The sequence below is a fragment of the Mycobacterium sp. SVM_VP21 genome (assembly GCA_024758765.1).
GTDB lineage: Bacteria > Actinomycetota > Actinomycetes > Mycobacteriales > Mycobacteriaceae > Mycobacterium > Mycobacterium heraklionense_C.
The window spans coordinates 1,697,884-1,710,410 of sequence record CP101406.1 but is presented as its reverse complement, the minus strand read 5'-3'; the positions used below and the strand labels follow the sequence as shown (position 1 = coordinate 1,710,410).

Annotated in this window: 9 protein-coding genes; all 9 read left to right on the top strand. The window is 66.6% G+C overall.

Annotated elements, in window-relative coordinates:
* The first annotated feature begins 55 nt into the window (after positions 1-55).
* The 9 genes from NM962_08165 to NM962_08125 all read left to right on the top strand — a co-directional run bounded on the left by NM962_08165 (position 56) and on the right by NM962_08125 (position 12,513).
* Positions 56-880, top strand: coding sequence for a class I SAM-dependent methyltransferase (locus NM962_08165; GenBank protein ID UVO14015.1), 825 nt, complete (start codon positions 56-58; stop codon positions 878-880).
* Between the two features lie 152 nt (positions 881-1,032).
* Positions 1,033-2,502 carry a cytochrome ubiquinol oxidase subunit I gene (locus NM962_08160; GenBank protein UVO14014.1) on the top strand — a complete coding sequence of 490 codons (1,470 nt, stop codon included), beginning with the start codon at positions 1,033-1,035 and terminating at the stop codon, positions 2,500-2,502.
* A 20-nt stretch (positions 2,503-2,522) separates the two neighbouring features.
* Positions 2,523-3,680, top strand: a complete 1,158-nt coding sequence (gene cydB / locus NM962_08155) for a cytochrome d ubiquinol oxidase subunit II (GenBank protein UVO14013.1) — start codon at positions 2,523-2,525, stop codon at positions 3,678-3,680.
* A gap of 80 nt (positions 3,681-3,760) precedes the next feature.
* Positions 3,761-5,350 carry a thiol reductant ABC exporter subunit CydD gene (cydD, locus tag NM962_08150; protein UVO14613.1) on the top strand — a complete coding sequence of 530 codons (1,590 nt, stop codon included), beginning with the start codon at positions 3,761-3,763 and terminating at the stop codon, positions 5,348-5,350.
* Positions 5,337-7,043 (top strand): thiol reductant ABC exporter subunit CydC, encoded by a 1,707-nt coding sequence (gene cydC / locus NM962_08145; GenBank protein ID UVO14012.1) that lies wholly within the window; start codon positions 5,337-5,339, stop codon positions 7,041-7,043. The genes cydD and cydC overlap by 14 nt, the downstream gene beginning before the upstream one ends.
* Before the next feature lie 88 nt (positions 7,044-7,131).
* Positions 7,132-8,160, top strand: coding sequence for a fused (3R)-hydroxyacyl-ACP dehydratase subunits HadA/HadB (locus NM962_08140; GenBank protein ID UVO14011.1), 1,029 nt, complete (start codon positions 7,132-7,134; stop codon positions 8,158-8,160).
* Positions 8,161-8,635: 475 nt separating this feature from the next.
* Positions 8,636-9,895, top strand: a complete 1,260-nt coding sequence (locus tag NM962_08135) for a PPE family protein (protein UVO14010.1) — start codon at positions 8,636-8,638, stop codon at positions 9,893-9,895.
* Between the two features lie 68 nt (positions 9,896-9,963).
* The gene (locus NM962_08130; protein UVO14009.1) at positions 9,964-11,286 is read left to right on the top strand and encodes a PPE family protein; all 1,323 of its coding nucleotides are present in this window, start codon (positions 9,964-9,966) and stop codon (positions 11,284-11,286) included.
* Between the two features lie 51 nt (positions 11,287-11,337).
* A complete protein-coding gene (locus NM962_08125; GenBank protein UVO14008.1) occupies positions 11,338-12,513 on the top strand; it encodes a sodium-dependent bicarbonate transport family permease in 1,176 nt (391 codons plus the stop codon).
* The last annotated feature ends 14 nt before the right edge of the window (positions 12,514-12,527 follow it).

Sequence of the window (12,527 nt, the reverse complement as noted above, 5' to 3'; positions counted from 1 at the left end):
GGGCAAACGTGGCTAGTCTGGCGGGAAATTACGGGGCAGCGTTGTGAGGTGAGTAATGGGCAAGGTCCAACCCGACCTCGGTGAGGTACAAGAAACCCTGCTGATCCCGCTGTACGGACGCGCACGCGATAACGCGAAGCGGCATCCGATACTCCATGACGCGCGTGCCGCGGAGCTGGTGAACGATCTGGATTACGACTTCACACGATTTCGTGGCGGTTCGCTGCCAGGCTCAGTTCTGCGCACCGCGATCTTCGATGTCTGGGTCCGCCAGTTTCTGCGCGACCATCCCGTCGGCACCATCACTGAGATCGGCACGGGGCTCAACACCCGCTTCGAACGGGTCGACAACGGCGGTCTGCGCTGGTTCGACCTGGACCTGCCCGACACCATCAAGCTGCGCCGTCGCTACTTCGCCGACACCGACCGTCGCACCATGCTGGCCGGCTCCGTCCTAGACACCGATTGGTTCGACACCGTCGCCGGCGCCCCGGGCCCCTACCTCTTCGTCGCCGAGGCCGTACTGCTGTACTTCCCCGAAGACCAAGCGCGCAGCGCCATTCGCAATCTGGCCCACCGGTTCCCGGGGTCGCAACTCATCGTCGACACCGGGGGCCGCACGATGATCGAGAACCAGCACCGCAATGGTGCGATGCGCGCAGTGACTGCCCGGATGAAATGGGTCTGCGACGACCCGCGTGAACTCAACACCTGGGGCATGGAGCTGCAGGAAAGCCTCACCATGGCGTCCCCGCAGCCTGAGCTGACCGCTTCGCTGCCGTGGCGCTATCGCTACGGCCTGCCGGCGCTGGCGCGAATTCTGCCCAAGGTCGTGAACTCCTACCGGTTCAACCTGTTCCGCTTGGGAAACCCGAGCTGAGCACAGTAGTCCTGCGCACTGCCATTCTCACCTAGCCTGCCTCAGCCCGTCGACCGCGTGATAACAGCAGTTCAAATAAACCCCTAGTGCTGCCTGGCCACAACTACTACACTCGGTCGTAGAATCGGCTCCGCGGCTTCGGGAGATCGCCCATGGATGTTGTCGACGTATCGCGGTGGCAGTTCGGGATCACCACCGTCTATCACTTCATATTTGTGCCACTGACCATAGGTTTGGCCCCGTTGGTCGCGGTCATGCAGACGGTGTGGGTGCTCACCGACAACATCGCCTGGTATCGGCTGACGAAGTTCTTCGGCAAGCTGTTCTTGATCAACTTCGCCCTGGGAGTTGCCACCGGGATCGTGCAGGAATTCCAGTTCGGAATGAACTGGAGCGAATACTCACGCTTCGTCGGCGACGTGTTCGGCGCACCGCTGGCGATGGAAGGTCTGGCCGCCTTCTTCTTCGAGTCCACCTTCATCGGGCTGTGGATCTTCGGCTGGAGCCGACTGCCGCGGGCGGTGCACCTGGCGTGCATCTGGGTGGTCGCGATCGCCACCAACGTGTCGGCGTTCTTCATCATCGCCGCCAACTCGTTCATGCAGCACCCGGTCGGCGCTCACTTCAATCCGGAGACCAAGCGCGCCGAGTTGGACAGCATCATGGCGTTGTTCACCAATAACACCGCCCAGGCCGCGCTGTCGCACGCGGTCGCCGGCGCATTCTTGACGGCCGGGACGTTCGTCGCCGCGGTATGCGCCTGGTGGATGGTCCGGTCCCGCGCCGGCGGCGCCCCGCAGAGCGCCGACAGCGACGCAGCAACCATGTACCGGCCGGCGACCATCCTCGGGTGTTGGGTCGCGCTGGTCGCCGCGGTTGGGCTGTTCTTCACCGGCGACGTCCAGGGCAAGCTGATGTTCGTCCAGCAACCGATGAAGATGGCATCGGCGGAATCGTTGTGCGACACCGCCACCGACCCCAGTTTCTCGGTTTTGACCGTCGGGCGGCAGAACAACTGCGACCACCTGACCCGGGTGATCGAAGTGCCCTATGTCCTGCCGTTCCTGGCCGAGGGCCGATTCAACGGCGTTCGGCTCGACGGGGTCCGGGACATCCAGCAGCACCACGAGCAGAAGTTCGGCCCCGGCGACTACCGGCCGAACCTGTTCGTCACGTACTGGTCGTTCCGCGCGATGATCGGGCTCCTGCTGTTGCCGGTGCTGTTCGCGGTGGTCGCGTTGTGGCTGACACGCCGCGGACAGATCCCCCGGCAACGCTGGTTCTCCTGGTTGGCGCTGCTGACCATCCCCACCCCGTTTCTGGCCAACAGTGCCGGCTGGGTCTTCACTGAAATGGGCCGTCAGCCTTGGGTTGTCGTCCCCAACCCGACTGGGGACCCGAACGTACGGCTGACGGTGGCCCAAGGCGTCTCGGGAAACAGTGTGGGTGTGGTGGTCACCTCGCTGGTGATGTTCACCATGGTTTATGCGGTGCTCGCGGTGATCTGGTTCTGGTTGATCAGACGCTATGTGGCCGAGGGACCACTGGAGCACGACGCCGAACCCGCACCGCCGGCACTGCCAGCCGAGAACGACGTGGCGCCACTGTCGTTCGCCTACTGACGTAGAAGGGGGTCGTCGCGATGGACCTACAGCAGGTGTGGTTCGTACTGGTCGCGGTGCTGTTTCTCGGGTTCTTCGTCTTGGAGGGCTTCGACTTCGGGGTGGGCATGCTGATGGCGCCCTTCGGCCGCCTCGGGTCCGGTGGTTCAGCGAGCCTCGACGAAGGAGAGACGAAGCTGGGACCACCGCATAAGCCCCGTGGTTCAGCGAGCCTCGACGAAGGAGAGGCGAAGCTGGGACCACCGCATAAGCCCCGTGGCTCAGCGGAAGCACACCGCCGGGCCGCGCTGAACACCATCGGTCCGGTCTGGGACGGCAACGAGGTCTGGTTGATCACCGCCGGCGGCGCGATGTTCGCCGCATTCCCGGGCTGGTACGCCACGGTGTTCTCGACGCTGTACCTACCGCTGCTGGCAATCCTGTTCGGCATGATCGTGCGGGCCGTCGCAATCGAGTGGCGCGGCAAGGTCGATGACCCTAAGTGGCGTGCCTGGGCGGACCTCGGGATCGCCGCCGGTTCCTGGCTGCCGGCGATTCTGTGGGGCGTGGCGTTCGCGGCCCTGGTCCGTGGCCTGCCGGTGGACGCCGACCACCACGTCCGCCTGGCATTCGGCGACGTAATCAACGCTTACACCCTGCTGGGGGGTCTGGCCACCGGCAGCCTGTTCCTGTTTTACGGCGCGGTCTTCACCGCGTTGAAAACAGCCGGGGCGATCCGTGACGACGCGCACCGCTTCGCGACGAGGCTGGCGCTGCCGGCGACTGCGTTGGTCGGCGGCTTCGGGGTATGGACCCAACTCGCCTATGGCACCGGGTGGACGTGGCTGGTGCTGGGCGTCGCGGTGGTGGCGCAGTTGGCCGCGGTGGCACTGGTGTGGCGCCGGGTATCCGACGGCTGGGCTTTCGCCTGCAGCGCAATCGTTGTCGCAGCGGTGGTCATCTTGTTGTTCGGCGCCCTGTACCCGGCCCTGCTGCCCTCCACTTTGGATCCGCAGTGGAGCTTGACGATCTACAACGCCTCGTCGACCCCGTACACCTTGAAGATCATGACCTGGGCTGCGGTGATCTTCGCCCCGCTGGCAATGGTCTACCAGGGCTGGACGTACTGGGTGTTCCGGCAACGGATCTCAGCGGACCAGATCCCGCCGTCCATCGGGTTGACGAGGCAGCCCTCCTGAGCGCCCAGGCGTCTCGGGCGCCGCTGGACCCTCGGCTTTGGCAGGCATCGGCGGCTTTGCGCCGCTTCCTGCTGGCGATGGTGGGCTGTGGAGTGGTGATCTCGGCCTGCGCTATCGGGTCCGCGATCATGTTGGCCGACGTCGTGTCTCACGTGATCACCGAGCCGGCGACGCGAAGCGTCGCGCACTGGTCACCGGTGCTGGCGACCCTCGCGCTGTTGTGGGCGGTGCGTGCGCTGGCGCACTGGATGCAGGCACGCCTGGGCCAGCGCGGTGCCAGTGCGGTGATCGCCGACCTGAGCGGGCAAGTGCTGACCGCGGTCGCCGGGCGCTCCCCCCGCCGCCTGGCAGCCGAACGAGATGCCGCCGCAGCCGTGGTCACCCGGGGATTGGACGGCCTGCGCCCCTACTTCACGGCCTACCTGCCCGCCCTGTTGCTGGCGGCGATCCTGACTCCGGTCACCGTGCTGGTGATCGCCTGCTACGACCGACGCGCGGCGATGCTCGTCATGATCACGCTGCCGCTGATCCCGGTGTTCATGGTGTTGATCGGCCTGGCCACGGCGGATCGCTCGGCCGCGGCGTTGGCCGCCATGACGACATTGCAGGCACGGCTGCTTGATCTGATCGCCGGCATCCCGACCCTGCGCGCCCTCGGGCGGGCGGGCGGGCCGGAGCGGCGCATCGCCGAACTGTCCGACGCGCAGCGTCGGTCGACCATGGCCACCCTGCGGATCGCGTTCCTGTCGGCACTGGTGCTCGAACTGCTGGCCACGCTGAGCGTGGCGGTGGTGGCCGTCAGCATCGGCCTGCGCCTGGTGTTCGGCGAGATGAGCCTGACCGCCGGCCTGACGGTGTTGCTGCTGGTCCCCGACGTGTATTGGCCCCTGCGCCGGATCGGGGTGGAGTTTCACGCCGCCGAGGATGGGCGCGCCGCCGCCGAGATGGCCTTTGCGCTGATCGGCGAATCGCCTCGCCCGGCGCCGGGTAGCCGCACGGTAACCGCACATGGCGCGCAGATTTTCCTCGACGCGCTCAGCGTGGCCGGCCGAGACGGCGATGCGCCGGCCGGCCTGACCGCGGTGATCGAACCCGGCCAAGTCACCGTGCTGACCGGAGCCAACGGGGCCGGCAAGAGCACCGCGCTGGCAGCCGTCGCCGGCCTCACCGAACTCAGCTCTGGGCGCATCACGGTGGCCGGTGTCGACATCGCCGACCTGGACCTGCCGGCGTGGTGGGCCCAATTGTCCTGGCTGCCGCAGCGTCCGGCACTGATCCCGGGCACGGTGGCGGACAACCTGGCTTTGTTCGGCGATCTTGCCGATGCCGAAGCAGCTTGCGCTGCAGCCGGATTCGACGACGTGATCGCGGGACTTCCCGACGGGCTGCACACCGTGTTGGGTCGCGGTGGTGTCGGCTTGTCGTTGGGGCAGCGGCAACGGCTGGGGCTGGCGCGAGCGCTGGGGTCGACGGCCCCGGTGCTGTTGCTCGACGAACCGACGGCCCACCTGGACGCTGCCACCGAACGACGGGTCCTGGCCGAACTGGTGCGACGCGCGCGCGCCGGCGCAACGGTAGTGGTGGTGGGCCACCGCGCTCCGGTGCTGGCGACCGGCGATCGGGTTGTGGCCGTGCACAGCGAGGGGGTCGCAGATCATGCGCCGGCCTGATCCGCTGTGCGAAGCCCTCGGGCTACTGCGGCCGCGCCTGCCCCGGCTGCTGTTGGCCGGCCTGCTCGGGACGCTGTCACTGTGCAGCGCGCTCGCGTTGGCCGCGATCTCGGCCTGGCTGATCACTCGGGCCTGGCAGATGCCGCCGGTGCTGGACCTGTCGATCGCCGTGGTGGCGGTGCGGACGTTTGCGATCTCCCGCGGCGCACTGCACTACTGCGAGCGGCTGGTAAGTCACGACGCAGCGCTGCGGGCCGCGGGCAGCGCCCGCAGCGGGCTCTACCGGCGACTGGCCCACGGACCGGTGCAGGCCGCGGTGCGGTTGCCCAGTGGTGAGTTGGTGGCGCGAGTGGGCGCCGATGTCGACGAACTTGCAGACGTCCTAGTACGTGCCCTACTGCCGATCTCGGTCGCTGCGGTGCTGGGCGTGGTTGCCACCGCGGTGATCGCCGCGATCTCGCCGGGGGCAGCGGTGGTCCTGGCCGTCTGCCTGCTGGTCGCCGGTGCCGTGGCACCGTGGCTGGCCGCACGGGCCGCCGCAGCCCAGGAACACACGGCGCGCGACCACCTCGCCGAACGTGACGTCGCGGCGATGGAAGCGCTCGACCATGCCCCCGAGCTGCGGATCGCCGGGCTGCTGCCCGCCGTCATCGGCGAGTCTGAACACCGGCAGCGGGCGTGGGCCTCAGCCCTGGACGGGGCCGCCAAACCGGCCGCGATCGCCGCTGCTCTGCCCACCGCCGCGATTGGGGTCAGTGTGCTGGGCGCGGTGGTGGCCGGGATCGGGCTCGCCGAGGCCGTGGCGCCCACCACCCTGGCCGTACTCATGTTGTTGCCGCTGTCCGCGTTTGAGGCGACCACCGCACTGCCCGGGGCCGCCGTCGCGCTGACCCGTGCACGAATCGCGGCGCGACGCCTGCTCGACCTGGCACCGGCAGACCCCGTGGCTGCGGACACGCCGGTGGTGCTCCCGGCCGATTCGACCCCGACGCCGGCACTGCACGCCGACCTGCGTTCCGGATATCGCGAAGAACAGCGCGTCCAGGTGCGGCTTGATCTGGCTCCCGGAGAACGGCTGGCGATCACCGGCACCAGCGGGGCCGGCAAGACCACGCTGCTGATGACCCTGGCCGGTCTGCTGGCACCGCTGACCGGTCACGTTTCCCTCGACGGGACCGCCCTGCAGGAGCTGTCCGAAGCCGACCTGCGATTGGCGATCAGCTTCTTTGCCGAGGACGCGCATATCTTCGCTACCACTGTCCGCGACAACCTGCTGGTGGCTCGGGGAGATTGCCGCGACGACGAACTATCCGCCACCTTGGGCCGGGTGGGACTCGGACCCTGGCTCGCCGGTCTTCCCGACGGTCTGGCAACCGTGCTGGCCGGCGGCGCCGAGGCAGTGTCGGCGGGTCAGCGGCGGCGCCTGTTGCTGGCCCGGGCCCTGCTCTCGCCGGCCCGGATCGTGCTGCTTGACGAACCCACCGAGCACCTGCACGCCGCCGACGCAGATGACCTCCTGCGCGACGTCTTAGCCGTGCCCGGCCTGTTCGGAGCCGACCGGACCGTGGTGGTGGCGACCCACCACCTGCCGAACGCCGGTACAGCGCCTGGCTTCGCCGCGCTCGCGATCCCCGCTGGGTTGATGGCGGAGACCCGCAGCGCCCGGCTGCGCCGGGTTTGCGATCGCCGCTAGGTCCCCGTCAAGGACACGCCGATCGATTCCCATTAGGGTGCATTAGTCGGCGTCCGCAAACCCGCCGATAGAACGGTTGAGTCAACTCATGACCACAGCAGAGACGTCGGCGCTGGAATCGCGGGTCGGCCACTACTACCAGATGGACGGCACCTACCTGGTGGGCCGGGAGAAGGTTCGCGAGTACGCGCGCGCGGTGCAGGACTATCACCCCGCACACTGGGATGTCGCCGCTGCTGCGGAGATGGGCTACTCGGGTCTGGTCGCGCCGTTGACGTTCACCTCGACCCCGGGCATGGCGTGCAACCGGCGCATGTTCGAATCCGTCGTCGTCGGCTACGACACCTACATGCAGACCGAAGAGGTCTTCGAGCAGCACCGCCCGATCGTCGACGGCGACGAACTGACCATCGACGTCGAGCTGACCTCGGTGCGCCGGATCGCCGGCCGCGACCTGATCACCGTCACCAACACCTTCACCGACACAGCGGGGGAAGTGGTGCACACCCTGCACACCACGGTCGTCGGTGTCACCGCCGAGGACATCGGCCCGGAGGTCAAGACAGCGGTGCAGCGCGCGATGATGCACGACGTCAACATCCTTGACGTCGGCGAATCGGCCGCGCGCTACGAAAAGACGGTGCGGCCCGCTGGCGAGATCCGGATCTCCGAGGGTGGCCTGACCCGCGTCCCGGCGACACCGTCCTTCGACGACGTGAATGTCGGCGACGCACTGCCGGTACATCACACCCGGCTGTCCCGGGGTGACCTGGTGAACTATGCCGGCGTGGCCGGTGACGCCAACCCCATCCACTGGGACGAGGAGATCGCCAAGCTGGCCGGTCTCCCCGATGTGATTGCGCACGGCATGCTCACCATGGGGCTGGGTGCGGGCTTCGCCTCCTCCTGGACCGGTGACCCGGGCGCCGTCACCCGCTACGCCGTACGACTGTCCGCGCCCGCGATCGTGTCCGCCAAAGAAGGCGCCGACATCGAATTCAGCGGCCGGATCAAGTCGCTGGACGCCGCGACGCGCAGCGGTATCATCTTGGTGGCCGCGAAGTCCGAAAACCGGAAGATCTTCGGCCTCGCTACGATGAACGTCCGCTTCCGCTGACCTCAGCCTCAGTACGAGAACGTTCAAGCCTGACAGGCCGCCTCCAGCGCAGCGACAGGGAAGACCCAGTTCGTTGACAGCCAGTTTCCAGTAACCACTGCGTACTATCAGTTCGACTGAGAAGACGCTTGTGAAGAAAATTCCGCCAGAACATAGAGTCGTGGACCGGACTCGACAAACCGGCTGCTGACGCAGCCGGATAACTCGAACCGGCTGCGATTTCTCTTGTTTGGAATTAACGGCATTAGGGCCGTCAAAAAGCTTGATGTAAGCGGGGAATCGCTGCAGCTAGCTCGATGACAGCTGCCTCACAACAGTTTTCGAAGGTGTACTGGTACCACTATCAACTGAAAAAGTCGCACGCTGTTTACATCGCGGGAACCTTGAATAGACAACGGCCGTCTAGGGTTTGGGTTTCGACGGCGAGTTTCGAGCGTCGATGGTCAGAAACGCGTGACGTAAGGAGTCACCCGAGATGGATTTTGCTGCATTGCCACCGGAGATCAACTCCGGCCGGATGTACGCGGGTGCGGGCTCCGGCCCCCTGCTGGCGGCCGCTTCGGCCTGGGACGCACTCGCGGCGGAATTAGGTTCTGCTGCTTCGTCCTACGAGTCGGCGGTGTCGAGCCTCACCGGAGAATGGTCCGGCCCGTCGTCCACTTCGATGGCCGCCGCAGCCGAACCGTACGTGACCTGGATGAGCACGACCGCCACACAAGCCGAGCTCTCCGCCAACCAGGCCCGCGCCGCCGCGGCAGCCTACGAGGCGGCCTTCGCGGCCACCGTGCCACCACCGGTGGTCGCGGCAAACCGGACGCAACTGGCGACCCTGATCGCGACGAACTTCCTCGGGCAGAACACACCGGCGATCGCCGCCACCGAAATTCACTACGCGGAGATGTGGGCACAAGACGCCGGGGCGATGTACGGCTACGCCGGATCGGCCGCAGCGGCAACGCAGCTCACCCCGTTCAACCAGCCCCCGGAGACCACCAACCCGACCGGCACGGCCAATCAGGCGGCGGCATCAGCAGAGGCAACCGGAAACTCGGCCGCTTCCAACATCTCGCAGCAAGTTTCCCAGCTGCTCAATGCGATGCCCCAGGCATTGCAGTCGCTCGTGTCGAACCCCGCCGCGGCGACTGTGCCTACCAACCTGACCAACTGGAACACGATCTGGGGCACGCTGACGGGCGCCTACAGCCCCTTGCTCGGTTGGACATCTATCCCCGGCGGTCTCTTCCTGGCGTTCGGACAGATGTACTCGTGGATCATGAACGGGATGGCTGCGCAGGCTTTCCTGGCCGGCCCGAAAGCCATTACCGGAGCGCTCCTGCCGCTCGCACCCCTGGCGCAAACAGCACTACCGGCGGCAAGTCTGAGCAGTGCCACAGGTGTACTGGGCAACGCGGCGTCGGTCGGCAAGCTCTCGGTGCCGGCATCATGGGCGGTTGCGGCACCCGCGACCAAGCTGGTCAGCATGGCTTCGTCCTTGCCGGCGACGCTGGAGGCCGCTCCGATGGCCGCAGTCGCCGGTCAGGACGCCATGTTCGGTGAGATGGCACTATCGAGCCTGTTGGGCCGCGGCATAGGCGGCACCGCAACCCAATCCGTCGGTGCGGCGACCCGGTCGCTGCGCAACAGCGGCGGATCCGATGCCTTCGGCCCCGTTCCGCCCGGTGAAGCCGATCCCGCGGCCGCCACCATCATCGTCATTCCGGCACTGGATGAGTGACCCAGCGATGACGAAACGTGGCCTCTCCCAGCTGACTCAGTCGCACTCGACCAGGTAAGGGTGTCGAAATGTACTTCTCTTTGCTACCGCCGGAGATCAATTCGGGCAACATGTACGCCGGTGCCGGCTCCGCATCGTTGGTCGCGGCCGCAACGTCCTGGGGACGACTCGCCAGCGAGTTAAGCGCCGCAGCATCCGAATACAACGCCGTACTCGCGTCGCTCACCGGTGAAACGTGGACCGGCCCTTCCGCTGCTGCGATGACAGCTGCCGCCCAGCCCTTTACCGCCTGGATGTCGACCACCGCGGCCACTGCGGCCCAGGCGGCCGCGCAGGCGCAGGCCGCCGCCACCGCCTATGAAACGGCTCACGCGGCAACGGTCCCGCCGGAGGTCGTGGCGGCTAACCGTGCCCAGAACCAGATGCTGTACGCCACGAACTTCCTCGGGCAGAATCTGGCGGCCATCGCGGCCAACGAAGCTCAGTACATGGAGATGTGGGCGCAAGATGCCGCGGCGATGGAGACCTACGCAGTCTCGGCCACGGCGGCCACCAAGGTCAATGCGTTCAGTGAGCCGCCGCAGACCACGACCGGGACCGCCGAGGCGACGTCGGCAGCCAACGCGGGATCCGCAGCGACCACCTCGGGCAGCAATTCGATCTTGCAGTTCTTCGCCGACTTGGCAACGGACTACAACACTTTCATCAACAATGCGCTGGGCTCACTCACCGGGAACCCGTCTGCGGGCGCGACATTCTCCGCACTGTTCGCGGCGCTGAAGGCGCCGGTCGGTATGACCACGCAGTTCAACGACACCTCGCTGCTAATCAACTTCCCGATCCAGAACTTCCTCAAGTTCGGAACTCCGATAGGCCGGGTCTTCGAGGGCCTGCCGCTCAGCGGTCTCGGCGCCGGGCTTCGGGTCGGAGGCATGGCGGGTCTGACCTCGTCGGTGTCGGCCACCATGTCGGAGGCGAATCTGGTGGGCAACCTGTCCGTCCCGCCGAGCTGGGCCTCTGCCAGCCCGGCGATCCGACTGGCGACCACCGGCATGCCCGCTGCAGGCCTGGCTGCCGCCCCCGCCGCGGGCATGTCCGGCGGCCTGCTCAACCAGGCAGCGCTGGGCAGTATGGCCGGCGGAGCCCTGGGCAGCGCCCGCCCCCGCACCGTAGGAGGCAGCGGACGGATCCGGATCCAGGGCGGCAAAGCCAAGACTCCGGTCAAGCTCGACGCAGTGATCGCCAAGCTGCAGAGCCAACCCGAGGCGGTCCAGCACTGGAACGTCGACCAGGCCGGACTCGACGAACTGCTCGACGAGCTGTCCCGGAAGCCCGGCGTCCACGCCGTACACCTCAAGGGCGCCAAGAAAGCCGCAACCCCCCTCAGCTGACGCCCACCAGCGGCGCCAACCCTCCCCCGCCTTCCCCTGAAAGAGAGAGACATGCTTCTCGAGTTCTGGCAGAACTTCACGCACAACCTGTTCAAGCCACTGCTGTTGTTCTTCTACTTCGGCTTCCTTCTGGCATTGGCCAAGGTGCCGTTCGAATTCCCGAACGCGGTGTATCAAGGCCTGACGATGTACCTGTTGCTGGCCATCGGCTGGCACGGTGGCGAGGAACTCGCCGGCATCGACCTCTCCCAGGTCGGCGGAATCCTGGGATTCATGCTCACCGGCTTCATGCTGAACTTTGTGATCGGCACGATCGCCTACCTGTTGCTGAAGTATCTAACGAAGATGCGCGAAGTCGATCGCGCAACGGTCGCCGGCTACTACGGCTCCGATTCGGCCGGAACCTTCGCCACCTGCATGGGCGTGTTGGCCACCATCGGCATGGCCTTCGACGCCTACATGCCCGTCATGCTGGCCATCATGGAAATCCCCGGCTGCTTGGTTGCGCTGTTCCTGGTCGCCCGGTTGCGTCATCGGGGTATGGACGCCGCTGGCAATATGCCCCACGAGCCGGGCTACACGGTGCCGGCCAGTTCGGTCCCGGCAGCCATCGGCGCCGCGCAGGCCGGTGACCCCACCGGCGGCCTGGCCATCGAGATGAGCCCCGAGCGTCGCGTGGAGACCGAGGCTACCTCGAACGGGCGCCTGATCAGCCGGGAACTGGTGCGAGAGGTCTTCCTCAACCCGGGCATCTGCCTGCTGCTCGGTGGTATCGCGATCGGCTTCATCAGTGGCCTGCAGGGCTCGAAGGTCACCGGCGTCGACGACCCGGTCTTCGTCACCGCGTTCCAGGGCGTGCTGTGCCTCTTCCTGCTCGAGATGGGGCTGACCGCGGCGCGCAAGCTGAAGGACCTGAAGTCCGCTGGCCGGGGTTTCATCCTCTTCGGTCTGCTGGCTCCCAACCTGTTCGCGACGCTGGGTCTGTTTGTTGCACACACCTACTCGCAGCTGACCGGCGTCCACTTCCAGTTGGGCACCTATGTTCTGTTCGCCGTGCTGTGCGGCGCGGCCTCATACATCGCGGTGCCGGCGATCCAGCGACTGGCGATCCCGGAAGCCAGTCCCAGCTTGCCGTTGGCAGCATCGCTGGGTCTGACGTTCGCCTACAACGTCACGATCGGCATCCCGCTCTACATCGAGATCGCCCGTCTCATTACCTCGCAGTAGGGGGCTCGCACCGT

What these genes read in the sequence shown, in the direction of transcription:
- NM962_08160 (UVO14014.1), top strand. Translation starts at nt 1,033, where the DNA reads ATGGATGTTGTCGACGTATCGCGGTGGCAGTTCGGGATCACCACCGTC.
- NM962_08140 (UVO14011.1), top strand. Translation starts at nt 7,132, where the DNA reads ATGACCACAGCAGAGACGTCGGCGCTGGAATCGCGGGTCGGCCACTAC.
- NM962_08130 (UVO14009.1), top strand. Translation starts at nt 9,964, where the DNA reads ATGTACTTCTCTTTGCTACCGCCGGAGATCAATTCGGGCAACATGTAC.
- NM962_08135 (UVO14010.1), top strand. Translation starts at nt 8,636, where the DNA reads ATGGATTTTGCTGCATTGCCACCGGAGATCAACTCCGGCCGGATGTAC.
- NM962_08125 (UVO14008.1), top strand. Translation starts at nt 11,338, where the DNA reads ATGCTTCTCGAGTTCTGGCAGAACTTCACGCACAACCTGTTCAAGCCA.
- NM962_08165 (UVO14015.1), top strand. Translation starts at nt 56, where the DNA reads ATGGGCAAGGTCCAACCCGACCTCGGTGAGGTACAAGAAACCCTGCTG.
- cydB (UVO14013.1), top strand. Translation starts at nt 2,523, where the DNA reads ATGGACCTACAGCAGGTGTGGTTCGTACTGGTCGCGGTGCTGTTTCTC.
- cydC (UVO14012.1), top strand. Translation starts at nt 5,337, where the DNA reads ATGCGCCGGCCTGATCCGCTGTGCGAAGCCCTCGGGCTACTGCGGCCG.